Below are 23,732 nucleotides of genomic sequence, written 5' to 3' on the forward strand. Positions count from 1 at the left end.
ATAGTTAACTGTCCCAGAAGATATCCTGGACTGTCTTCGGGCCTTTTAAAATGAAATTCAATTTTCTTGGGCATAGTCTTTCTGTAGCATCCGTGAAGAAATCAGTTCAAAGTCATGCCGGTTGATCTCGAAGAAACCAAAACGGAATGGATAACCCCAGCTTTTCTTGTTGTGGATAAAATTCAGGCCCGGAATTAACGGCAAAATGGAAACATCCTTACTTGGCAAAAATTCAATATTACGTCTTGATGGGTAAAAATCTTCGGATACCCGGCACTGATAGATTTCGTCATCCATAACCTTTCCTATAGCGGTGAATTCCTGGCACACCTCGGGTCTTCCCAGTGTCTGCTTACCCGAATAATAAATAATGAAATCATCCTTACGCATCCTTTTCAAAGGCGATGCCTTTCCATGGCAGATCTGGGCAATCCCTTCTGCAAGCCCGGTTTTGACATGATCCTTCGATGCCACGATGATCCAGTACTTTGTATCCGTGTTCATATCGATATGATTAGTTTGACTTCAGAAAGGTGATGTTGTATCCGTCGGGGTCTTTGGCAATAAGGATTTTCCCGAAAGGTGTTTCTCTGACTGGCCCCAACAGTGTCACATCATTTGCTAATAACCGGGCCTGCAGGTCTTCTATTTCCCCATCGATTGCGAACCAGAGCGAGGCACCGATGCCCAGTTCTTTTCCTTCCAGGTTACCGATCGGCGTTCTAATGGCAAAACTTGCCTCACCTTTGTTGTATCTAAAAATGCAGGCCTCCGGATTGGGTATTCCTGCTTCCTCAAATCCTAGTTTTGTGGTATAAAATTCTTTCGAGGTTTTAAGATCCGTTACTTGAAGGGATGCAAATTCTAATTTTCTCATCTCGCCTATTTTTTAGTTGTCACAAATATAATATACACGACAACAATATCCTAATATTTTATTAGGTATTTTCAAATTACCCTTTCTTGACAAAAGAAGCTGTCTCATTTACTTTTGAGACAACTTCTTTTTTATTTAACAACTTATAAGGATATTGTGTGATTTATTACGATCCTATATTCAGGAACGTTATCCTGAATAATAATCCCTGATAAAATATGAAACGAATCCTTTATCCTATGGTACTGCTGCTTGCAGTGGGGTGTGCGAAAGAAAACAATACAGCTCCTCCCACGAAAACAGAAGCAAGTAATGATAGCAATTATGTTTGGTTACCCACAGGAGTGTATACCTCCTGGGATTATGGGAATGATACTACTGTGGCCTTTGACCGGTTTGACTCTCTCTATTACACTTCGGACCTGAAGATTGATAAAGTAGTTTCGACGATTTATCCGTACTCGAAAATTTACACGGTGGTAAACCAGTTTGTGTATAACGCGGACGGAAGTATTGATAGTCTGAAGGTCACCACCGATTATGATAATGGTTTTGCGATGAATTACCTGTTTTACTATGATAACAATGGCAGGTTAGATAGTCTGGCAGGTACTTATCCAGCGCGTGATTATGCGCAGATAGGCTGGACTTTTAAGTATGATGGAAACAATCATATTCAACATGTGCGTAGTTTCAATGCGGATGTAAATTATACCTGGGGAGTAGCTGATTATTTCAGAAATACCAACGGTGAATTGGATTCAATTGTAACGAATCTGGCAGCTACCAACTACAACGCCAGTCATGTGGTACTTCGCCCTGGTGGTGAAACAGTGTTGGATGCTACGGGTATTGATCGTGCATATCTCTTCCTGATGGCGTTGCAGATTAATAATTCCGCTCTGGTAAATGCTTCTTCAAATCCTTATTGGCATCAATATATTAATCCAGATATTCCTTTGCTCAAGAGTGGGACTTTTAGCTGGACTGACCTTTGGGGAAACTCTTTCGAATCAAAGGATTATACTTTGAGGAAAATCCTGAATGTGGATGGTACCGTGAGGTGGCTTACATTGATGGACGATTATGCTTCCGGTGCCAAGTACGAGCGAAAGGATAAATTTGTTTATGGAAAAGTTCCAGGAACAAGAGCCGCTTTTCAATAAGACATTTATAGTTTTTTAAAAGAAGCTGTCTCAAAAGTAAATGAGACAGCTTCTTTTAAAAATAGGGAGATTCCCTATTTTCTCTTCTGTTTAGGGAATTCCATGACAGTTACATGTTCTCCCGCTAACATTTTTCCTATATTCTCTCTTCTATAGTATGCGAACACCCTAATGCCCCCAGCTTCCACAACAGTTGAAATAAGCCGCCTTATCAGAGATGATATGTTGGAAACTGAAGCTATGGCAATAGTCAATAAAAGTTAGTCAGCCTGTCAGTGCGGGAGGGAAAGTTGAAATAAACATTATCCAGAAATAATTAAATTAGGATAACAACTTAATAATCCATACCTTTAATAGGATAAAATGTTTGAGTTCATCTGCATTTAGTAAGCAAGTTTACTTCTTAGCCTTCTTTTTTACCACCTGCGTTACCTCAATCCAATTGTTTTCAAAATAAAAAACTTATAAGACATGGATATTTATGTGTCTAATTTGAGTCCTCACGTATTAGGTGAGGATTTAAAAAATCAATTTTCCAAATTCGGAGTTGTTAGTTCGGCAAATGTGATCATGGATAAATTCACGAATCGCAGCAGAGGATTTGCCTTCGTTTCCATGCCCAATGATGCAGAGGCAGAAAAAGCCATTCAGGAAATGGACGGCTCGTCTCTTGATGGAAAAGCAATAACAGCTAGTAAAGCCAGACCCCGCGAGGAAAGAACTAACAAATCTTCTTATAATAATCGTTGGTAAATTTTATAACGGAAGGGGGTATTCTCACCCCCTTTTGATAACTAAAATATTCAACCATGACAGTAAGTGATATATATACAAAGCTATACAGCAGGTCTTATTATGAAAAAACGGGGCAACATAAATTTAGATTTTTGAAAAGCTCTCTTTTTTTAGACCGCCGTGCTAATATTCCTTTTGTCATTCATATGTTAGATGGGGTCTTCTATCTTCAGGCATTAACAAAAATTGTAAACGAAAGTTTGTTTCGCATTGAAATGAAGGGAGATGAGATCATGTTATATAGTGAAAACAGGGACAATCTCTTATGGGTCCTGGAATAGACCATACATCACATTGTACCCACCATATTCCAATACATACTGTTACCCGTCGTTTAAGTAAGTCTCTTGTAGCTCCGCCTAAAAATTCTGATCATTTCATCAATATAAACCAAAGTATATGTATAGCAAAAGTGAAGATCTCCTAAGTAATTTCGACCAGGCGGCACTTGCCTTTGTAGATTCAACCTATGTAGAATTCTCATTTTCAGTTAAAAACGTAGACAGACTGAAAAATGAGAATACCTTCCAGTTGTGGATACAGAAATATGTGGGTAAGTTAAAGCAAAGACTGGAAGGAAAAGCACTGGAGTATATTTCAGCAAGCAGAGATTTGCCAACAATTGACTGGTTTCATAAAAGACTCGCATACATGATTAAGCGGTTCATTCAGGATTTTCTACACCGGACTGAAACCATTCAGATATCTTCATTAAACTGATGCTAACCAATCACAATCCTCCACGTAATAATCTACAGGAATAGCGATATTTTCCAATCAACATCTTCCAGGCCGCAGTTTGCCATCTCTTTTAGGGGTAAACACCTCACGGATATGAGGTGCACATATAGCGCTTCATACCGGGCACGATGGCAAACGCCGGAGATAATATCCCCGGCGTTTTTGTTTTTATTGCTTTCTAAGACAGGCTATAGAATATAGGAGAAAAAAGGTGGCGTTCATAGCCATTGAAAATAATCTTGTAAGTATCGGGCAAATATCAGCCTACCCAGAAATCTAAAAAGTAGTAAAACCAGTAGGAGGAATGGTAACAGTGGTGTCAGGAGCTGTTTTGGCGTCGCGGTTATTCTTAAGAAATACAGGTCGTTCTTCTGCTTTACATTTACAAACGACGCGTTTTTTGATTTGGAGTTTCTTGGTTGACATAGCGCTAGTTTTAGGATTAAATGATTATTAATCCTAAGTTTATCTTTTATAAAAAAGTTCCATAATTCTTTCGACCAAGCACAGCTGTTTTTCGACTAAGAAGGGGCACAACTCATTACATTATAAATATTGCTAATTAGAACCTATGCATCAAAACAATTCTACTATATGTTTTTTCACATCCTCCCAATAGGTTGGACCGATAGGAATTCTTTTTACCGTAGGCAGATTAATTTCTATATGCATGTCCTGAATATATTTAATAGCGCTTTTACGAACAATACAGGAACGATTAACGCGTAGAAAAAAGGGTGGAGGCAGCAATTCCTCTATTTTATTCATGGTGATATTCAAAATAACTTTCCCGGTCGGCAACTGTAATTCCATATAATCTTTTAACGCCTGTACCAGGATAATATCTTCTATACATATCTGCACTCGCTTACGGCCTTCTTTAGCCCATACATAGTTCTTTGTCTCGCCATTTTTAGGGGCATTGATGGCAGGATGCTGCATTTGCTTCAATTTAAAAAGCTCATTGGCTTTAGTAACCGCCTTGAGGAAGCGTTCAAATGCAACGGGTTTAAGCAGATAATCTACCGCATCCAATTCATAACTTTCAAGGGCATGCTCATGGAAAGCAGTTGTAAATATAACCAGGATATTCTTCTGACGAAGAATACGCAACATTTCTAATCCCGTCATTTCCGGCATTTGTATGTCCAGAAAAATTAAATCAGGCTGTACTTCCTGTATCGCTTCCAATGCAATTATAGCATTGTCACAAATACCTACAATGTTTAGATAACTTACTTTCCTGGATAGATTCTCCAGTATTTGCTGGGCTATGGGTTCATCGTCAACTATTAGGACTTTCATCGTAAAAGGGTATAGGTTATAGCTTTAGTACGAGCGCTACTTCATAAACATCGTCTGTTTCTTTTATGTCCAGGCTGTAGCGCGTTTGATATTCCAACTCTAGTCTACGTCGTACATTTTTAAGTCCAAGACCACCAGTTGATTCATTATTCTTTTTGCCAATGGTTGCAATGGGTTTATTGTTTGCAGAATGGAAAGTTAAAATGCCCTCTTTCTCCGTCATAGACAATTTTATCCATGCGTTTTTAATAGTAGCATTTATCCCATGCTTAAAGGCATTCTCAATAAAGTTAATTAAAATTAGGGGTTTAATGATTTTTTCTTTGTTTTCAATCTGTTCAAAATCATATTCTATTTGCACCCGGCTTTCCTTGTAGCGCATTTTTTCAAGAAGCAGGTAATTACTCAAAAATTCTATCTCCTCTTTAAGTGTAATATGTTCTTTTGCACTATCATACAAAGAAAAACGCAGCAAATTGGACAATTGAATTACCACTTTGCTCGCCTCCTCATTATGAATGATCAACCCGTATATACTGTTTAAAGTATTAAATAAAAAATGCGGTTGTATCTGTGCACGCAGAAAACTTATTTCCATGGAATTTTTCTCCTTGGCTATGGCTAACTTTTCCAGGGAACTTTCATGGAAATCTTTAACTATTTTTATAATTATTCCAAAGGTGTTAAACCATATTATTAAGGAGAATATCCACAGCAGTAATTCACCATTGAAAAGTTTGCTAAGGCTATTCACCGCAAAGTTCTGGTACAACCTGGCAATAACTGTATCATCAGGACGCAGGTATTTCAACAAATTCAAAGAACAAGTTGTTATAAATAACGATAATAAATATATAGCCAGAATGTCTAGTATAATTAAGCCCCACCTCTTTTTTCTTACGTGCTGAAAACCAAAATGACATACAAAGTAGTGAATCAGGATAGTATTGAATAGTACACTACTGGAAAAGAGTACACTTTCAGTATTAAAAATACTGGCCTTGAAAGAGTATGATGTTATAGCCATGATAAAAAACAACATCATCGCCCAGTATAAAATATGCAACAAATGCTTCGCTGATTGATTTGGATATATAGAAAACTCGTTATTGCGCTCCATTTTTCCTATGCACTATTTGATTATAATACTTTCCGCAAAAATAATATGCCATATATTCCATAAAACGCTGTTCCGTAGTAAACCACCTGTTCACGCTCATATGTATATAGCTCGAAATATTATCTAAAGGCAATACCATACTCTTTAACTTAACAGACCTTTCAGCAAAGACGTCATTAAATTGCTCTCCGCTTAAAAAGTCCGCAATCGGCTTTCTCCATTCCAGGTATTGTGCATTCAATTGCCGTTTCACATCTCGTCCAAATTCATGGGCAAAAGCATCAGACATTTCAGTACAGAAAGTAATTCGTTGCTGGTAAGACATTCCATACAAAGATAGCCAGTTATCCATATTTTTAATGGAAGTTAAAAACCTTACCCGCTGATCATCTTCAAAATCTTCGTCCTCCATGCAGGTAAGAAATAAAAGGCTATCATGAAAAAAAATCTCTTCTGTTATTAACATATAATCCTCTCCGTATCTTTCAATTTCCCTCTGGTAAGTATCCTGCTGTACCTTCCAAACCAGCTTGTCTTCCAGGTATGGGTGCAATATATTGTAAATATACTTTACGGCAGCAGCATACTGCTCCCCTCCTACACTATCAACCAAATGTAACCGGAACCTGATGTGGTAATGCGGATCAGTATAACGAATGAAAAAAGCCTGATCGATCACCTTCTCCTTCAACAGAAAATCCATAACAGGTTTTACCACCTTTAATAAAATGCTATCTGATGCCTTCGCTCCGCAGAATATCTTAAAATACACCCACTCACTGCCGGGCTCAAAAACTCGTCTATTTTTGCCCTCCCCTTCTTTTCCAAATGAATGAATATTCACAGGCTGCTGCTTAGCTAAAGGAAGTATGAATTGCTGAACAAAAGGCTCGCCGTGCCTGCCAGTGTCAAGCGTGCTGTTATCATACAACCACTCCACCAGTTTTACCGTATTACATCCCCGCATCTCCTTTAGCAGTACCCATAAATAAGTATCGTTCTCTGTGTCAATGAATAGCTCATTATCGCCTTCGCAAAAACATACCAATTTTGTCACTTCCCACCTGGCTAAAAAAATCCTCAGCGCGGCCAGTTGATCATCAGCCTGCATAATATCCCCTATATCAGATTCCCGCAAAAACCACGTCGCACGATGTAAAATGAAGTGCTTATAGCTGATACGAGGTAAAAAACGTTTGTGCTGAGCCAGCGATCCCCAACTAATTTCAAACCCCGACTTTCCCTGATGCTGCAGTGCCGCTAAAAATTTATATACAGCAATGGAACTGTTTGCATAATTGTGGGCATTAGATAATCTTGGAATTATACGTTTGTTCCATTTGCGCGACCGGAGAATAATCTCGTCCCGTTGAACAGAAACCATCATATCCTCAATAGTCAGCTGCCCTTCACCATCCACCGCACTGGCAGCCAGAAATGGGATTTCATAGTGGAAAAACTGTCCTCTTCTTGCAATATTACCTACCCTCCCCTCAGGAATATATATAATCTCGGCAAAAGCGATGTGCTCATTTGCCTTCATTTCATCTCCGGCAAGCTCCTTGCAAAAAGCACTCATTTCCTCACCGAAATGTGCAAACCTACCTAATAATATATTGGAATGCGCGCCCCCTACATGCTGCAACAACATTTCCCCGGAAGGAAGGCAGGACCCCATTACAGTAAAATGATTGGCAAGCTGGTCTGATTTATCTTCCAGTTTCCCGAAATCTTTATCCTGTAGCTGGATCCCTTTTCTCAGGGTACCCCTATCCCAATATTCCATTCTATCCTGCAGCCAGGCATCACATTCATTGATTCTTTTGCTTACCTTTTTTTTAGCGGGTAAATTCATTCTTTCCACAAATGAGTTATGCGCCACATTGCCAATATTGTCAGTAGCAGGATATCCGATGCCAAATTCAGGATCTAATACTTCGGCCAATGAAACCTCCAGTGTTTCATATTTTTCCGTAAACTTTTTCTTAAACCGGTCCAGCTGTACTTCCACAGGAGAAACACCCTGAGAAAGTTTGCTTAACATGGAAATTGCTTTCCCCACGTCCTTTAAGCCCGAGCTGGGAAGAACAAATGAGGCAGGTGGCGGTTGTTTCAGATCAGCATGAAAAATATGACGTTGCGCCACTTCAATGTCCAGTTCCTTTAATAGCGTTTCTAAATGGTGTATATCTTCGATCGGCAAAACGCCAAGGGGGAGGTCGTCAAATTTGCTGAGTATCTTTTGAATTTCGTCAAATAGATCAAGAAAGGGCGAGGCTGCTGCAATGGGTAGTTTTACCAATCTTTCCAGCACGCCCCGGATGCGCGCTACATCACTTTCAATAGTCAATCCCAACTGCAATTCGCTAACCAATAACTGCGTTTCTATCAGCTCTGCCACGAAAGCTTCAAACTCTTCATAAGTGTTATTCTCACCAAGCACAGCGTACATATCAGCAATAGTAACAGCTTTATTTTGCCGTATCAGTGTAATAAGCCTTTCCAGCAAGTCTGTTTGGTCAATAGCGCTGATTTGATACTGATATTTATCCTCTTCTGCAATAGCCTCTGTAAAACGGTACTGACCAGCGATATGATATAAAGAGTTATTTACCTGGTACCGAAGGTGAACCCATAAGGCAGGATGTTTCTCCACTTTTCTTATGATCTGCTGAAATAGCCCCATATCAATGCGTACCTTTCGCTTGCTGGTCTTATCAGCCAGCTCTTCGCGACCATCCATATCAACTAAAGCGCATCCTGCATAAATACCATAAGGGGTAGGCCGTGTACTTGCACGAATAGCATACTTTTTTAAAGTATGCATCAGTTTCTGCTGCCTGGATGTATCGAGATTTCCGCTTTTAAACTCCAGCACTGTCTCATAAAGTTGCGGAGAGCTCCAGTAAAGACCTTCAACAAATACCGGATCTCCCAGCATGGTAAAAACAACTTTGTCAAGATCGAGTGTTCTGTTCTGCTGATCAAATAAACGCTGATAGGAATATAGGGGCGTTCTTACAACAACCTTACCGTAGTCTTTAAATGGTCCTTTCTGCATATTATTTGTTAAGTACTGGATTGCAGATAATATATACAATAGCAATAGGCTAACTAACAACCAATATATGCAAAAAAAATAATTTCCCAAAAACGTGATTCCCCCCGGAATCAATTAAACATACTTCCAAAAATTCGCTGAAAAATGCTCCTGTCACTTAACACTATCTCAGCACTCCCTTCCATCACCGGTAATATGGGTATCTCCTTCTTTTCCGAGGTAATAATCTTTTTCTGGTTCAGCTCTACATAAGCCAGATGCTCGCCATCCATCTGCACGGGGAGAATAGAAGAAATAGTTCCTTCCAAAAATCCATATTCATTACTTGGAAAGTCAGACAATTCAATTTTAACCGACTGACCTACTTTTACGTTACCGGCACGCTTGCTGTTATACTTTACTTTTATTTCGGCCCGGGATGACTTAGGCACTACCCATATAATCTCATCCAATGTATTCTTTTGATCTATCCCCTTAGTTATATAAATTTTACCTCCCATCGGAGTAATGGTATAATAACTTTTGTCCGTCTTTGGATCATATCTCGTTAGCAGTGTATCACCAGGAACAACCTGATCTCCACTTTTCACGAGGTAATAAAATTTGAAATTAGCATTTTCATCAGTTCTCCTTATGGTTACCTTCCCCGGCTGATTCTCGCTTTGCATCAACACCGTTGCATGAAGCAAATCAGGGTAACGAACTAAGTTAGCAATCAGCAAGCCTAATATGGCTACGGCAAATAAAACAGTTATCCCCCAACGGATGATCCATGTAGGAATATTTCCCACAACTTCCTCCATCTCATTACTCCTTATTTCTAAAGATTGGTTATTTTCTGGCATATTTTTACAATTTATGCTACATCCAATTCTAATTGATTTTTGACAAGTTCAAAATAATACCCTTTTGTTCTTGTCAATTCAGTATGATGCCCCTCTTCTACGATCTCTCCATCTTTCATCACAATAATCTGATCAGCATTTTTCACAGTACTTAATCTATGCGCTATTACCACTACTGTTCTTCCCTTATAAAACTGGTTCAGGTTTTCCATAATCACTTTTTCATTGTTGGCATCAAGTGCACTGGTAGCTTCATCAAAAAATAAATACTTCGCATCTTTATAAACAGCCCGGGCTATAAATAAACGTTGTTTCTGTCCGCCACTTAACCCAGATCCGGAATTGCCGATACGCGTAGTGAACCCTAAAGGCAATTTCGAAATAAACTCATGCATATTGGCAATCCTAACCGCTTCATACAATCTTTCTTCCTGAATTCTTTCCCCGTCCACAGCAATATTTCTGGCAATAGAATCGGAAAAAACAAATCCATCCTGCATTACAGTTCCTACGTTGTTACGCCACAACTGAGCCGATATATCCTGAAGATTTACCTCGTCAACTAAAATTTGCCCTTCGGAGGGTGGATAAAACTTCAATAATAATTTCAATAAAGTGGTTTTACCACTTCCGCTTGCCCCCACTATGGCAGTCACTTTCCCTTTGGGAATATGCATACTAACATTCTTTAGCACAAGGGGGCTTTTAGGTGATCCATATCTGAAAGAAAGATTAGCAATAGTAATTCCATCACCAGTGTTTCTCCGGATGCTTTTTGTAAAAAGCTCGTGGCTTAAATACAGCGCGTCCGAACCATTTTCAGGTTCCCGGGGCAACTTATTCTCGTTATACCCGATAAGGTCCTCGCTTGTCTCTTCCTCAGGCTTACTGTGAATTTCATTAAGCCTGTCAAGACTTATCTTCGCATCCTGAACGCTTTTTATAAATGAAATAATCTGGTCTAATGGACTATTCATCTGACCTACTATGTAGGAAATACTAAGCATCACGCCAAGAGTAATCTGCTGCTCTATAACCAGTCTAGCTGCCAGATAGCTTATCACAATATTCTTCAGCTGCGTGAAAAAGGAAGCTCCTATCCCCTGGTATTGCTCTAATGCAAGGCTTTTAATATTCACCTTGAATAATTTAGCCTGGATGCGTTCCCACTCCCACCTTCTCGCTCTTTGGCTATTATAAAGCTTAATCTCCTGCATGCCAGTTATAATTTCGAACAAGCTGTTTTGATTTTCCCTGGCCCTTTGAAAACGATTATAATCAATATTCTTCCGCCTCTTCAGGAAAATAGAAACCCAAAAAATGGACAACGCACTTCCAAGCGCAAATACCACTAACAATTTTGTGTTATAAAGGGATAAGACAAAAGAGAAAACAAAAAGATTAATGATAGAAAACAATGTAGCAAGCGTTGATCCCGTCAGAAAAGACTCAATTCTTTTATGATCATTGATACGCTGTGTAATATCTCCCACATTTTTTGATTCAAAAAAATTAATGGGAAGTTTCATCAGCTTAATCAAAAAATTTGATATAATACTGATGCTAATGCGCGTGCTTATATGCAACAGAATCCAGTTTCTTATAAGATCTACCGCTATGCCGCCAACAAAAAGCAGTAACTGGGAAAGCAGGATTAAATATATAAAGTTTATCTTCTTACGACTTACCCCAAAATCAACCAGGCTTTGCGTAAGAAACGGGAAACACATACTAATAAGACTGGCGAGAATCATTCCCAGAATCAACTGAACAAAATAACGCTTATAGGGCCTTAAATAGCCCATCAGAAAACCGAATCCGGTCTTTACTGTTTGTACTTCCTCCGAGTTTCGATAAAACTCGGGAGTAGGTTCCATCAATAAAGCAATTCCCCTTTTATCAGCCGAACTAACCCAACACTTTTCAAACACATCCTTTTCCACCCTTACCAGATTATGGCCGGGATCTGCAATGATAATCCGTTCTACGGGGCGAAACAGATTTTTCTTCTCCACCCCGTACAGTACCACATAATGTTCCTGGTTCCAGTGCAACACACACGGAAGAGGAATTTGCTGGGTAAGCTGATCATAAGTCAACTTTGCTGACAGGGTTTTGAATCCAATTTTCTCTGCAGCCTCACTTAATCCTAATAAACTAACACCATTCTTAGTAATATATGAATTTGCCCTCAGGTAATCCAGTGAATACTCTTCCCCATAGTAGGCGGCAATCATACGTAAACAGGTTGGACCACAATCCATATAGTCCAACTGTTTATAAAACTTGTATTTTTTACTAAATAAAGCCATTGCATTGGATTTTAGAAAACCGGTCCCGCATTCAGCCATTCATTACTTTCCTGTAGTAGGCCAGTGCGTATCGACAGTAGTATCATCATCTGTTTTTCCACCCGTAATATCACCACCATCAATCTCCTCTATATCATCTTTACCTTCACCCTTAATAATTCCAAATGCCTTCAGTTTATCAATATCCACGATGCTGTCTTTTTTGTCTTTTGGTTTGGCTTTTTTGTTTTTTTTCTTCTGTGACATGACACGTCTATTTATTTTGATTAATATCGATTAACAAGTCGTTAGTTTTGAACGAATAATTAGTAGAATCATCCTGTTCATAAATCGGAGGTTTATACTCCTTAAATCCACCATACACTGCATCCGACTCTTCTTTTTTTATCTCGAAAGCCGTGCATTTTTCCAATCCAGGCTTGGTATTTTTAGAAAATAAATCTTTTAGCTTCTTCATTTACAACTGATTTATTTTGTTAAATATTACTCCCAATCAATAGAATAACTTAATAACCCTTTCAGTATTAGGAAACATGTCCTTTGAAGTCCGTAAAAAATGATCGGCAGCATTAATATAGTGGCTCCGGTCCTGAAGATCTATGTCCGTGAATACAATCAAAAAGTTCTTTAGCGTATGCTCCATTTCGTTACAATCCTTGAAATGCTGAATGAGCTCTTTTAAGAAAACAATCAAAGATTTCACATAAAGCGCCACATCATTCTTCATTCTAGCCAATACACCCAATAATTCAAACAGCACCTGGTAAGTCATAGCACACCGCAACTGCGACTCTTCCTCCTGTACAGGATGTTCTATTTTATCCAGGTACTTTACTCCAGCCGATTCTTTGGTTAAAAGAAACCATATCAGCCGGTAGCTCAACCGAATGCCATCTTTTAGCTTTGATTCAGCAAAAAAGATCCTGGCGAGATTATGATATTGTTGAATCTGAATAAATACCAGGAAACTAAATCTCCTCGACATCTTCAAACGTTCATTCGTAATTATTGATCTATAAGTGAGCAGCCGGGCAAGCGACATACGTTTTAACTTATAATACAGATAAGCTTTCTTGGGATACAAACAATCAAACAGAACAGCATTAAGATCTGACCCTTTTTCTTCATTTTCAAGTCTCTTTTCGCCATCTTCAAAAATCCTGACACTCTCTTCTACCTTCTTACTCTTTGCCAGGTTTAAAGCATTTTGAAAAACCGATTCATAGTAATCATATCTTGACAATTCCTCTCCGCGCGCCACCTTTGCCAGGATTTCCCTGGAATATATATTGGAGAAAAAGTCCTCACTGGCTATATTATAAGTGGCTGTATTCATTGCTATTCCTTTTATCAATGATATTCATCAGTTTTTTTGCTACTATTTCTTTCTTTTTATTCTCATCAAAATCATATACGCAGTAATCCTTTCCTGCATTTTCCATAGCGTGTTGTGAGCACCCGCCATTACACAATGGCATAATAGGACATTCCAGACAGGGTTTATTTTTGAATTTAATATCCATCCTGTCATGGAATTTTGAATTCCATTCGATACTACCATCATCCTTCAGCAGCCCTTCCTTAGCATCAGGTGCAAAGTTTCGTGCCGTACACTTATACACATCCCCGTTATAATTAATTGTTGCGTTATTTACTTTGTCCGCATAACAGGAGTGCCTTACACTATCCGGAACGGCTCCTTCTGCCGCCACGAATCCAATATCTCTGACTAACCTGATCAGGCTTCTTACCCTGTCAGACATTACTTTATCATCACTCACCTGCCAAACTTTGTGAAATGATATGGTGGCCCAATGCCTTTTCTCATTAGAAATAGCACACAGATCGTCAAAAACCTCTTCAAAACCATCCATATTAGTGGCGGTATAATTCACTCTTATACCCACGTGAAAATCGTTCTCACACAACTTCACAATATTATTTATAATAGTATCGTACGATCCCTTTGTAGCACTAACATACCTCACGGTATTATGTGTTTCTTTATTCCCGTCCAGGGTAATCTGGAGACCGGTAATTGTATATTTCTTCAGCGATTGAATAATCTCATCTGTGAGGAGAAATCCGTTAGTAGTAAAATGGCAGGAAAGATGAATATTATGAATGGCACAAAAGTCTTCCGCAAAATCCATGATAGGTTCAATAACATCACGATAATACATTAGCGGCTCTCCGCCAAACCATGCAATATGAAAAGATTTAAGGTTGGGGTTTGTTTCAATTATATTCGCAATTAAAGAACAGGTTTTATTAACCGTTTCCTTATTCATCTTAGAGCCTTTCACATGCGATTCGTAACAATACCAGCATTTGAAATTACAGTTCATAGTAGGGTTTACTATCAATTCATAATGCGTATCGTTCTTATCAACCTTAGCACTTAATTCCTTGACTTTTTCCACCTCGTCAACTTCATTCCCTACAAAAAAACCATTTTTGCAAAGAGAACTATATAATGTTGGATGATATTCTGAAAGCTCTTCTATATGCTCCGGCGTTCTGATAGCGTCAAGAATGTCAGAAATGGTCGGATCTATGGCAATAAATTTATTGCTGAATGCATTATAGATATAATTTTTGTTTTCATAAACCAGACTGGTGTTAAACTGACTTTTCTTCATAATACATCATTTAAGTATAATTAAAAACAAACAAGATTATCAGTAGCCGAACAATAGCAGATTGTAGCTTAAAATGAATAGCCCATCTTTCTTTATCGGACAGGCTATTCATTTATTAAGTGTAAGGAATGCCTTCCAGAAATCTATCCTAACAGCCTCAAGCCATATGCATCTATTATTCAGTAGGCTTGGTAGGGTTAGTAGTACAATGACATTTAGAGATATTAATGTCACCTGAACTGAGGCTTTCAGCATCCAAAGCATCTGAAAACCCTCCTGCTAGCTGACCTGCTTCATTTTCACTCAATTTTTGGAAATCAAGAGATTTGGCAGCTTTCTCAATAGCTGATTTCTTTTCTGTGGACATAACTTAAAAATTTGAGGTTTAAGCCTACTCTTTACAATGGTTTTCGGCAGTCCCATATTGTTGCAACAAGCAGTTTAGATTAGCCTGCTTTTCCTTTAGCATTGCTACTTCTTGTCGCTTTTGAACTAAAAACATCTACCTGATCAAAACTGATCTCAGGTTGTTTCAGGCGTAGAAGTACAGTGGCATTTAGAAATATTGATTTCAAATCCACCATCATCGGCGTCACTTTCAGCAACAGCATCTGAAAAGCCTCCGGCTAACTGACCCGCTTCATTTTCGCTCAATTTTTCAAACTCAAGAGATTTAGCAGCTTTTTCAATAGCTGATTTTTTTTCTGTAGACATAGTTTTAATTTGAAAAGTGGCGCCTACTCTTTGTAATGGTTTTCGGCATCCCCATATTGTTGCAACCAATATTTTATTTTTTAGCCTGCTTTTTTTGTCAGCGTGCTACTTGTTGTCGCTTTTGAATTAAAGGCTTCTACCGGATTAAAACGTATAGGCTCAATCTGTGGTAGGCGCACCGGTGCAATAACATTTGGAGATATTTAGTCCTCCACCGCTCTCATCAGAGTCACTTTCAGAAATAGCATTTGAAAAACCTCCTTCTAACTTACCAGCTTCAGTTTCACTCAGTTTTTCAATCTCAAGAGATTTGTCAACGTTCTCGATAGCTGATTTTTTTTCTGTAGACATAGTTTTAAATTTGAAAAGTTGTGCCTACTCTTTGTAATGGTTTTCGGCATCCCCATATTGTTGCAACCAATATTTTATTTGAGCCTGCTTTTTTCATCAGCATTGCTACTTTTTATATCTTTTGATTTAAAGGCTTTTCCAAGATTAAAATTGTACACAGATGTAAGTGAAAGAACGCGGCTTTGTTCTTTCTGTCTTATCCGGATAACCGATTCATTATAATAGCTGGTAGCCTTAAAGTTATTGGTGTAAAAAATATCGCTTATAGATGCTTTTACAGTAAGCTTATTTTTCAGAAGTTTCTTCTGTATCCCTAAATCAAAACTTGCGACACGCCCCGTAACAATATTACCGGTAACAACCCTCGGCGTATAAAACCCATTCAGATTTATACCAAATCCATTCGTGAGACTGATATCCTGTTCCGTTTGCAGTACAAATGATCCCTTTTTAATAGAAAACTCCGGTGCAATAGATTCTGTATAGGTTAGCAATAGATTATTACTGGTGTTCCACCATTCAGTTATTTTAACAGGAATGCTGAATGTGCCGGTATATACAGCATTACTGCCTGTATTCTTCCGTAATATTATCATTTGCTTGAGAGCAGGATCATTCTCAATCACCTGGTTAATGACATCTTTTGTATGAGAATAACTTAACCCGATATAATACTGACTCTTAAAAATATAGCCCAGCTCAACAGCATTAGTGAATTGCGGATTCAAAAAGGGATTACCCGTTTGTATGGTATAATTATCAATAAAATACTTATATGGATTTAACTCAAAGTAGGACGGACGCTTAATTCGCCTGTTATAGGAAAAAGTAAGCGCATTGCTTTCGTCCTTATTAAGGTTCTTCTTTAAAAAGACTGATGGAAAAAGGTTGAAATAATTCCGCTCCACAATCGTATCCTGCCCACCACCCTTTAAGGTGCCTGAAATATCACTGTTTTCACCCCGTATCCCAAGTTTATACTCTATACCCGCCGCGCTTCCACTAAGATTAACAAAGCCCGCATATATCTTCTCGCTGTATTTATAATTAAATCCGAGACCGGGAATATGTCCCCATTCACCGTTACTATAATTCTCATAGGCATTATCATTATTAATATCAGTAACGGTAGCTTTTCCTCCGAAAGACAGTCCCATTCCCCGCTTTAACATCTTGTTATACTTAACATCTGCCGTAAATATTTTCGCAATACTGGGGTACAGAAAATTAAAAACAGTGTCTGCAATCACGGAATTATTGAAATCAAATGTTTTGCTGTAAGTTCCACTTATCCCGTTTCTATCGTTATAGGTATAATCCGAAACCAGGGTAAATTTAGAGCCTAAAGAATCTGTGGTAATCCCATAATTCAAGCCTATATTCGAAAACTTCGTTTTTGTAAAGGAAGGGAATATCCCATCAGAAAGGGTATTATTCTGCTGTACCGGATAATTTATAGTTGTTACTGAATGGCTGGTATCCTTATACCACCCAAACTGGCCGGTATAATCAATAGCAATGTATTCCTTATTGCTGATATCGTAGGTGGCGCCCAGTTTTACGTTATTCGAATTTCGCCATCCGGTCGAAGATGTAGTAGCATGATACTGTCCGTTATCAGTAAAACTCCTGTCCTGGGTAATATCCTGAAAATTTTTCTCCCGTCCGTAGGAATAACTACCACTTAGTCCCACTTTCTTCTTTCTGTAGTTTAGACTCACATAAGGTTGATAGGCAGGATATTTTCCTATCCCGATAGAGTAATCTGCGCCTATATAACCATTCAAACCGCTATTTAGATTTTTCTTCAATACGATATTAATAATACCACCACTACCTTCTGCATCATATTCTGCCGGAGGATGAGCTATAATTTCTATGGATTTAATATCGTTTGATTTTAAATTCGCCAGGTAGTTCTTTAAATCATCTCCCTTCAGATTAAGCATTCTTCCATTAACCATTACACGGGTTCCCCATACTCCATTAATAGAGATATTACCATTATTTACGAAGACTCCCGGAGCTAAGCGGAATAAGTCGATAGAAGATTTTCCTGTCGCAATGGCATTATCCTGCACATTCATTACAACACGATCTATCTTTCTCGTTACGAAGGGTTTATTGGCTGTTATTGTTACTTCGCGTAGCTGTTTCTCACTTTTCTTCAAAACAATTACTTCCGAATCCAGTGAGGTTTGTAGTTGAATTTCCTTTGAAAAATCTACGTATGACGTATGTCTTATTTTTAGTTCATACTTACCCACACTGTCAATCATTAACTTAAAACTGCCGTCTTCGGAGGCAATTTTTTCACCAATGACTAAAGCGCCTTTTAGTACAACAATAGAGGCAAACGGAACGGATTGCCCGGTTTCATCAGTAACTCTTCCTGCAATAGAAACTGCCTGAGCACTAACCCCCATAACAAACAACATACTCACTAAATAAAAGACGATAATTTTCATAAATAAAATTTGTACTGACCATGTCATTTGAAGCAGTTATCCTTATCTGAACTGAATTTCTAAAACATTCTCATCAATAGAAAACGACTTCGATGAGTATATGTGGTTTTTCGACGAGAATGGGTAGTGGTTCGATCAAGTTGGTTTTCTGGGGTATAATAATTCGGTCAAAAGAACCTGATAATCAACACATCAAGGGGTATAAATGATCAAGTGGGCATTTTTACCGCTACGGCTGTAAGCGATGCCACTTATAACTGGTACATAGGCGGTACATGTCTGTATCAGCAGTTCAGCCACAGGCAAGCAAAACATCTAAACTAACGGCATCTTTAGAAGGAATTCGGGAAGTAAGAATTATCGGCCAGACTGGAAATCGCTATCCCCGACCGACCACCAACAACGAGTGTATGGTAATCTCATCTGTAATTCATAAATTGTCAAACAAACACCTATTATGCGTCTTAAACGAATATTTATCTTGTGCCTATTTTTCCTCGCAAGCAATCTTGCCTCGGCACAGGAAATGACCTACACCGTTAGCCCGGTACTGTCCGACACCCCTTACTTTCATATTGAATTAAGCTGTGGAGGATTTTCTGCTGATTCCCTGCAGTTTTCAATACCTGAATGGACACCTGGCTATTATCAGTTGATGGATTACGCCTCCGCAGTACGTAACCTGCACGCAACAGATGCTAACGGGAATACTTTGTCATGGAAAAAGGCTGGGAAGAATGGTTGGTGGATATACAATAAGTCTGTAACACCGATAGTTCATCTGCAATATGATGTGCTCTCCACTAAATTATTTGTCGCATCCAATCACCTCGAGGCAGACCAGGCATTTATTTCACCGGCAGGAATGTTCATGCATCTCAAGGCGCGTGTCGAACAGCCAGTCACTCTTGTTGTAAAGCCGGTAAGTGGCTGGAACGTTGCAACAGGTCTGACGCCGGTACCTGATAAACAGTATACGTACATAGCGCCCGATTTTGATGTACTCTATGATAGCCCCATCCTGATGGGGAAGTTGGAAACATTTCCTTCTTTTGAAGTACAGGGTAAACCGCATCATTTTGTGGCCTACCGCCCCCGTGAATTTGACAGAGCAGCATTCATGAAAGATCTGCAAAAGATCATCAGCACTGCCGCTGATATTATTGGCGATATCCCCTATGATAATTATACTTTTCTCGGCATCGGGCCGGGCATGGGAGGTATTGAGCACTTAAACTCTACCGCTGTTTCTTTTACCGGCAACAATTTAAATAACCGGGAAGGAAAGATTGGTACGTATAATTTTCTGGCTCATGAATATTTCCATCATTACAATGTGAAGCGTATCCGTCCTATAGAACTGGGTCCATTCGACTATGATCATGGCAGCAAGACCCGGCTGTTATGGATATCCGAAGGCTTTACCGTCTACTACGAATATATTATCCTCCGTCGTGCCGGGCTTACTACGCAGGATGATGTTCTGAAGGGATTACAGGATAACATCCATTCTTACGAGTCCAAACCAGGCCGCCTCATCCAGTCTGCTGCAGCTGCAAGTTATAACACCTGGAGCGACGGACCATTTGGCTCCGGCGATAGTAGCATTTCCTATTATGAGAAAGGTCCCGTTCTCGGTGCTTTACTGGACCTGAAAATCCGTCACGAAACCCGTAACAAGCGTTCTCTTGACGATGTGATGCGCGCCTTATACCGGGAATACTATCAGGATAAGAAAAGAGGCTTTACCGAAGCCGAGTTTAAAGCTGTTGCCGAACGTATAGCCGGTGTATCTCTGACAGAATATTTTGAATATGCCAACACAGTAAAAATGCCTGATTATAAGAAGTATTTTGGCTATGCAGGCCTGGATGTAACAGTTAAAGACGGCAGCTTTGCTATCACCAGGAAAAAGTCCAGAAATGCATTACAGGAAAGTATATTAAAAGATTGGTTGCGATAAAACTACATAGCCTGCAATCATTACCTGAATTTGGAGACACAAAAACAAAAGGGGCTGTCTCATAAATAACTTTTACCCAAATTTATTCGGGTACCTGATGGAGAAAATTTTCGTATAAGAAATTCTCAGAGCCATCGAGTTACTTATGACACAGCCCCTTAAAGTTCTTTAAACCCATAAGATGTAATTATCCCAGCTTTTCCAGTCTGAATTCAAGTCTTTTGTCTTTCTTGTAGTACTCCATAATCATGATAGAGCCAGATTTAGCCGGTAAGACTCTCATCCTGCTGGCTTTTGATTTTAGCTCAATTTTATCTCGTAAAAACTTAGTCCCGTTATAGCGGATAGCATTAAATGTCTCACCTTTATAGTCCGATGTCTTCACCCAATCACTGAAACAGATTATAAAATTATTATCTTCAGGTTTGCCGGTAGTGAACTCGTAATCAAATCCACCCATCATTTTGATATACATCGCCAATGCGTGCTGACTTGAATAATCACTCATAGGACCGCCAAGTACTGTACTATTAGTTTTGTCATAAATGTTTGCATCCTTAATCTTATATCCCCCGTCAAACTCCATTACTACGAGATCTGTTACTACAACTTTAGTAACACCTGTGTTTCCAACAGAACCTGACATTGCGCTTAATGCAGTTAAGGCAATACCTCCTGCGCTAGCTTGCTTTTTATAGCCTTCACCTACAATAAAGAACTTTCCGTTAGATGTAGGGACCATCTTATGAATATACAGGTAGCCGATATTATCGATTTTACCTTTGGTGTTCGTTGGCAGATGTTTAGCTATATCAACAGCCCAACTGTTATAAGTTTTGCTCAGTATATTACCATTGTTGTCTATCTCATATATAGCAAGGCCTTTGCTGGCATCCTTTGCAATGTTGGCATTTTTATCAAAGTAATTACCCATTGCAATGAACTTGCCGGCACCTTTTACAGGCAGTACACTGGAAGGAACAAATGTATATTTATCGTTCTCATCGTCAATGTCAAATTGCTTCTTTTTTGTTATTGGATTAATCCCTACCAGGTGCGCAGTTCCACTACCACTCATTATCTTGTTTTTCCTGATTACCTCCAGGATAACAAGACTATCAGCGCTTCCAAGATATTCTGCAAAGGCATATTTCTGATCGTCGTTATCGGGTATGTATGTCCATTGTTTCTTTGCTTCTGATGAATACATATCTACTTCGTAAGTCTGTTCCCTGCCATCTCTTAAAGGCAGTACGGAAATGTATCCTTTATCAGCCAGGTTAAATACTGTCTGGTTCATGCCTTCGTCAGTATGTAATGTTTCATACTGCATCATCAGGGCATCCGTCTTTTTATTGTAGGGGCGGGAATAAGTATATTTCAGCGTTCCATCCAGATCATATACTTTCATCTGCAACAGCTTTTCTTCTTCATTTTTGAAGAGGAATGATAAGCTGTTTCCATTGTATGCTGATTCCAGCAGGCTTAATTTTTTTGTGTCCTCAAACTTGATTTCCTGTACTTTGTTCAGGTTTTCATCTACAATCTGTAAGGTATACTCATTTGTACGCCTGTCAATTTTATCACTCTGATACAGGTAGAAATAACCCTTGATTTCCCCCTGCTCAATAATTGTACCACTGTTACGCAGGTAGGCAGAGTACACTTTTTCAACGGTCAATTTAGATTGAGCGTGTGTGCTTGTTGCAAGTACTGTTACAAACAAAGCAGTTGTGAATAATTGTTTGATCATGCTAGCTATAGATTAAATGTTTACTGGAGTATATATTTAGAACTTAAATCAAATTGTTTCTGAAAGCCGGGATAGCTGTTCAGTTGAGCACCATGTGCTTTCAGATAATTAAAACCGATGCCTGCAAAGTCTTCCAGGTACAGGTTCTGAATAAACTGTAGCAGAACGTTATAGTTGGCCGGCTGATAAGGGGCAGGTAGTTCTATATATTTCCCTAACGTATGGGATTTCTGTGCAGCAAAACATCCATTCATCACCTTGCCTACCTGTGTAACGAGGTAAGGATCCTGCGGGTATTGCTGCAACAGTGTAAGGGTATAATGTAAACTGTAAGTATAGTTGTCAGATACAAATGCATATTCGACAATCTCGTATTTGAATGTTTGTCTCAGGGAATCAAACGTCTGTCTGTTAACCACATAGTCCTGCTTACCGGAGGCATTCAATATTACAGGCTTCAGTAAAGCCATACGTGCTTCACAGTCAGGATGCGTTTTGAGCGAGTCTTCCAATCTAACATCCTTTTTCAACTTTGCCTGTCCGCCCAAAAGCCCTGTGTTTTTAGTGATCCATCTATTCTGAAATGGGTAACCAGGCACGTTTAATTCCTTCCTGAGACACGCCTCTATATCCAATGTATCTTTATCAATATCATTCAGAATAGCAAGTGTTTTAATGGCACCGGATGGATTAAAGCGGGTATTGAGAAGTAATATCAGCCCCATGGAATCAGCCTGTGCTTCGTGATCTCTGCTATGCCGGCGGCTATTAAACGTGATCCCTTTTGTCAGCTTTTCAATAGCTTCCCGCTTTCCGTATTCTGTCTTTTTAATTTTGCGTAATGCCTCCTGTACCTCGGAAGAATTCATGGTAGTAACATACCGGGTTATACTGTTTTCACTATGCTTTAAAATATAGTGCGCAATTTCATGACATAAAATGAATGCCATCTCGCTCTCACTGTTAAGTCTGTGGAACAATCCCATGTTAAAGAGAATGATACCTTCTCCAATATAACTGGCATTGGGTATACCACTTCTTGAGAAATAACAGTTTAACTTATAGTCTTTTAATAAAGGGTTGCTCTTCACAATCTCGCTCACCACTGCATTCAGGTATTGTTGCGCAGGCAGGGAGGTATAGACTTCTTTTTTATCAAATACGGACTTGATGTTTTCCCACCTTGACTTATAAATATCGCTATAATCGGCTTTATATTTGGAAGGGAGGTCGTTAACTTCCTCTTTATACTGGAGTTCGTATTTATCAGCAAGGCCTGTTAGAACCGCTTGATTTTCAGCTGCAGGCGTAAATATTTGAGATTGTGCGGCTACAGCAATAGGGAAAAGGCATAATGCACCTAATGCATATAAAATGTTCATCTTAGGTATAGGTATAGGAGATAATAATATTGTATATCCCTTTTTAAAAGTATTAAGGTAAAAAATATTTCAAAATAATATCTTTTTTATATGAAAAAATAAATAAGTACAAATAAGCCTACACTGTCATGATCAGCAAGGAGGATTGGGGTGTATCCAAAATTACATCAATGTAGCAGGTTTATCCTGCCGGGAATTGACTCCCGGCAGGATAAACCTGCTAACAACTTCGAAGCA

The 23,732-nt window shown here is 38.9% G+C and carries 22 protein-coding genes; 4 read left to right on the plus strand and 18 right to left on the minus strand.

Annotated features, from left to right (window positions below; genetic code table 11):
• Window positions 1-57: 57 nt before the first annotated feature.
• Entirely contained in the window at window positions 58-504 is a 447-nt protein-coding gene (locus F3I09_RS07855; RefSeq protein WP_149694491.1) for an EVE domain-containing protein, read from the minus strand.
• Between the two features lie 10 nt (window positions 505-514).
• Window positions 515-877 (minus strand): VOC family protein, encoded by a 363-nt coding sequence (locus F3I09_RS07860; RefSeq protein WP_149694492.1) that lies wholly within the window; start codon window positions 875-877, stop codon window positions 515-517.
• A gap of 218 nt (window positions 878-1,095) precedes the next feature.
• Between F3I09_RS07860 and F3I09_RS07865 the strand changes: the two genes are divergently transcribed.
• The 3 genes from F3I09_RS07865 to F3I09_RS07880 all read left to right on the plus strand — a co-directional run bounded on the left by F3I09_RS07865 (window position 1,096) and on the right by F3I09_RS07880 (window position 3,558).
• On the plus strand, window positions 1,096-2,043 hold the full coding sequence (locus F3I09_RS07865; RefSeq protein ID WP_149694493.1) for a hypothetical protein: 948 nt from the start codon (window positions 1,096-1,098) through the stop codon (window positions 2,041-2,043).
• Window positions 2,044-2,514: 471 nt separating this feature from the next.
• Complete coding sequence (locus F3I09_RS07870; RefSeq protein ID WP_149694494.1) at window positions 2,515-2,796, plus strand: RNA-binding protein; 282 nt, start codon at window positions 2,515-2,517, stop codon at window positions 2,794-2,796.
• 441 nt (window positions 2,797-3,237) lie between these two features.
• The gene (locus F3I09_RS07880; RefSeq protein WP_149694496.1) at window positions 3,238-3,558 is read left to right on the plus strand and encodes a hypothetical protein; all 321 of its coding nucleotides are present in this window, start codon (window positions 3,238-3,240) and stop codon (window positions 3,556-3,558) included.
• Window positions 3,559-3,855: 297 nt separating this feature from the next.
• Here the strand turns inward: F3I09_RS07880 and F3I09_RS34020 are convergent, their stop codons facing one another.
• From F3I09_RS34020 to F3I09_RS07945, 14 genes are all read right to left on the minus strand, one after another.
• On the minus strand, window positions 3,856-4,005 hold the full coding sequence (locus F3I09_RS34020) for a hypothetical protein (RefSeq protein WP_188133729.1): 150 nt from the start codon (window positions 4,003-4,005) through the stop codon (window positions 3,856-3,858).
• A 150-nt stretch (window positions 4,006-4,155) separates the two neighbouring features.
• Window positions 4,156-4,884 carry a LytTR family DNA-binding domain-containing protein gene (locus F3I09_RS07885; RefSeq protein ID WP_149694497.1) on the minus strand — a complete coding sequence of 243 codons (729 nt, stop codon included), beginning with the start codon at window positions 4,882-4,884 and terminating at the stop codon, window positions 4,156-4,158.
• A 16-nt stretch (window positions 4,885-4,900) separates the two neighbouring features.
• Entirely contained in the window at window positions 4,901-6,004 is a 1,104-nt protein-coding gene (locus F3I09_RS07890; protein ID WP_149694498.1) for a sensor histidine kinase, read from the minus strand.
• Window positions 5,991-9,065 carry a lantibiotic dehydratase gene (locus tag F3I09_RS07895; protein ID WP_149694499.1) on the minus strand — a complete coding sequence of 1,025 codons (3,075 nt, stop codon included), beginning with the start codon at window positions 9,063-9,065 and terminating at the stop codon, window positions 5,991-5,993. Before F3I09_RS07895 ends, F3I09_RS07890 begins: the two co-directional genes overlap by 14 nt.
• Window positions 9,066-9,175: 110 nt before the next feature.
• Complete coding sequence (locus F3I09_RS07900; RefSeq protein WP_149694500.1) at window positions 9,176-9,910, minus strand: hypothetical protein; 735 nt, start codon at window positions 9,908-9,910, stop codon at window positions 9,176-9,178.
• 11 nt (window positions 9,911-9,921) lie between these two features.
• A complete protein-coding gene (locus F3I09_RS07905) occupies window positions 9,922-12,222 on the minus strand; it encodes a peptidase domain-containing ABC transporter (RefSeq protein WP_149694501.1) in 2,301 nt (766 codons plus the stop codon).
• A gap of 42 nt (window positions 12,223-12,264) precedes the next feature.
• Window positions 12,265-12,468, minus strand: coding sequence for a hypothetical protein (locus F3I09_RS07910; protein ID WP_149694502.1), 204 nt, complete (start codon window positions 12,466-12,468; stop codon window positions 12,265-12,267).
• 7 nt (window positions 12,469-12,475) lie between these two features.
• Window positions 12,476-12,679, minus strand: a complete 204-nt coding sequence (locus F3I09_RS07915; protein WP_149694503.1) for a hypothetical protein — start codon at window positions 12,677-12,679, stop codon at window positions 12,476-12,478.
• A 36-nt stretch (window positions 12,680-12,715) separates the two neighbouring features.
• Complete coding sequence (locus tag F3I09_RS07920) at window positions 12,716-13,558, minus strand: hypothetical protein (RefSeq protein ID WP_149694504.1); 843 nt, start codon at window positions 13,556-13,558, stop codon at window positions 12,716-12,718.
• Window positions 13,539-14,864, minus strand: coding sequence for a radical SAM/SPASM domain-containing protein (locus F3I09_RS07925; protein WP_149694505.1), 1,326 nt, complete (start codon window positions 14,862-14,864; stop codon window positions 13,539-13,541). Before F3I09_RS07925 ends, F3I09_RS07920 begins: the two co-directional genes overlap by 20 nt.
• A gap of 175 nt (window positions 14,865-15,039) precedes the next feature.
• Complete coding sequence (locus F3I09_RS07930) at window positions 15,040-15,231, minus strand: hypothetical protein (protein WP_149694506.1); 192 nt, start codon at window positions 15,229-15,231, stop codon at window positions 15,040-15,042.
• Between the two features lie 155 nt (window positions 15,232-15,386).
• Window positions 15,387-15,578 (minus strand): hypothetical protein, encoded by a 192-nt coding sequence (locus F3I09_RS07935; protein ID WP_149694507.1) that lies wholly within the window; start codon window positions 15,576-15,578, stop codon window positions 15,387-15,389.
• A gap of 159 nt (window positions 15,579-15,737) precedes the next feature.
• The gene (locus F3I09_RS07940; RefSeq protein ID WP_149694508.1) at window positions 15,738-15,929 is read right to left on the minus strand and encodes a hypothetical protein; all 192 of its coding nucleotides are present in this window, start codon (window positions 15,927-15,929) and stop codon (window positions 15,738-15,740) included.
• A 74-nt stretch (window positions 15,930-16,003) separates the two neighbouring features.
• On the minus strand, window positions 16,004-18,397 hold the full coding sequence (locus F3I09_RS07945) for an outer membrane beta-barrel family protein (protein WP_188133730.1): 2,394 nt from the start codon (window positions 18,395-18,397) through the stop codon (window positions 16,004-16,006).
• Between the two features lie 481 nt (window positions 18,398-18,878).
• Between F3I09_RS07945 and F3I09_RS07950 the strand changes: the two genes are divergently transcribed.
• Window positions 18,879-20,360 carry a M61 family metallopeptidase gene (locus tag F3I09_RS07950; protein ID WP_188133731.1) on the plus strand — a complete coding sequence of 494 codons (1,482 nt, stop codon included), beginning with the start codon at window positions 18,879-18,881 and terminating at the stop codon, window positions 20,358-20,360.
• A 187-nt stretch (window positions 20,361-20,547) separates the two neighbouring features.
• On the opposite strand, the gene F3I09_RS07955 is transcribed toward F3I09_RS07950, so the two are convergent.
• Complete coding sequence (locus tag F3I09_RS07955) at window positions 20,548-22,113, minus strand: DUF6770 family protein (protein WP_149694511.1); 1,566 nt, start codon at window positions 22,111-22,113, stop codon at window positions 20,548-20,550.
• 20 nt (window positions 22,114-22,133) lie between these two features.
• Window positions 22,134-23,495 (minus strand): M48 family metallopeptidase, encoded by a 1,362-nt coding sequence (locus F3I09_RS07960; RefSeq protein WP_149694512.1) that lies wholly within the window; start codon window positions 23,493-23,495, stop codon window positions 22,134-22,136.
• Window positions 23,496-23,732: the final 237 nt, after the last annotated feature.

The organism is Chitinophaga sp. CF418 (assembly GCF_900142925.1).
Lineage (GTDB): Bacteria > Bacteroidota > Bacteroidia > Chitinophagales > Chitinophagaceae > Chitinophaga.

Excerpts from the sequence above, each read along its gene's own strand:
- F3I09_RS07855 (WP_149694491.1), bottom strand. The coding sequence starts at position 504 with ATGAACACGGATACAAAGTACTGGATCATCGTGGCATCGAAGGATCAT.
- F3I09_RS07860 (WP_149694492.1), bottom strand. The coding sequence starts at position 877 with ATGAGAAAATTAGAATTTGCATCCCTTCAAGTAACGGATCTTAAAACC.
- F3I09_RS07865 (WP_149694493.1), top strand. The coding sequence starts at position 1,096 with ATGAAACGAATCCTTTATCCTATGGTACTGCTGCTTGCAGTGGGGTGT.
- F3I09_RS07870 (WP_149694494.1), top strand. The coding sequence starts at position 2,515 with ATGGATATTTATGTGTCTAATTTGAGTCCTCACGTATTAGGTGAGGAT.
- F3I09_RS07880 (WP_149694496.1), top strand. The coding sequence starts at position 3,238 with ATGTATAGCAAAAGTGAAGATCTCCTAAGTAATTTCGACCAGGCGGCA.
- F3I09_RS34020 (WP_188133729.1), bottom strand. The coding sequence starts at position 4,005 with ATGTCAACCAAGAAACTCCAAATCAAAAAACGCGTCGTTTGTAAATGT.
- F3I09_RS07885 (WP_149694497.1), bottom strand. The coding sequence starts at position 4,884 with ATGAAAGTCCTAATAGTTGACGATGAACCCATAGCCCAGCAAATACTG.
- F3I09_RS07890 (WP_149694498.1), bottom strand. The coding sequence starts at position 6,004 with ATGGAGCGCAATAACGAGTTTTCTATATATCCAAATCAATCAGCGAAG.
- F3I09_RS07895 (WP_149694499.1), bottom strand. The coding sequence starts at position 9,065 with ATGCAGAAAGGACCATTTAAAGACTACGGTAAGGTTGTTGTAAGAACG.
- F3I09_RS07900 (WP_149694500.1), bottom strand. The coding sequence starts at position 9,910 with ATGCCAGAAAATAACCAATCTTTAGAAATAAGGAGTAATGAGATGGAG.
- F3I09_RS07905 (WP_149694501.1), bottom strand. The coding sequence starts at position 12,222 with ATGGCTTTATTTAGTAAAAAATACAAGTTTTATAAACAGTTGGACTAT.
- F3I09_RS07910 (WP_149694502.1), bottom strand. The coding sequence starts at position 12,468 with ATGTCACAGAAGAAAAAAAACAAAAAAGCCAAACCAAAAGACAAAAAA.
- F3I09_RS07915 (WP_149694503.1), bottom strand. The coding sequence starts at position 12,679 with ATGAAGAAGCTAAAAGATTTATTTTCTAAAAATACCAAGCCTGGATTG.
- F3I09_RS07920 (WP_149694504.1), bottom strand. The coding sequence starts at position 13,558 with ATGAATACAGCCACTTATAATATAGCCAGTGAGGACTTTTTCTCCAAT.
- F3I09_RS07925 (WP_149694505.1), bottom strand. The coding sequence starts at position 14,864 with ATGAAGAAAAGTCAGTTTAACACCAGTCTGGTTTATGAAAACAAAAAT.
- F3I09_RS07930 (WP_149694506.1), bottom strand. The coding sequence starts at position 15,231 with ATGTCCACAGAAAAGAAATCAGCTATTGAGAAAGCTGCCAAATCTCTT.
- F3I09_RS07935 (WP_149694507.1), bottom strand. The coding sequence starts at position 15,578 with ATGTCTACAGAAAAAAAATCAGCTATTGAAAAAGCTGCTAAATCTCTT.
- F3I09_RS07940 (WP_149694508.1), bottom strand. The coding sequence starts at position 15,929 with ATGTCTACAGAAAAAAAATCAGCTATCGAGAACGTTGACAAATCTCTT.
- F3I09_RS07945 (WP_188133730.1), bottom strand. The coding sequence starts at position 18,397 with ATGAAAATTATCGTCTTTTATTTAGTGAGTATGTTGTTTGTTATGGGG.
- F3I09_RS07955 (WP_149694511.1), bottom strand. The coding sequence starts at position 22,113 with ATGATCAAACAATTATTCACAACTGCTTTGTTTGTAACAGTACTTGCA.
- F3I09_RS07960 (WP_149694512.1), bottom strand. The coding sequence starts at position 23,495 with ATGAACATTTTATATGCATTAGGTGCATTATGCCTTTTCCCTATTGCT.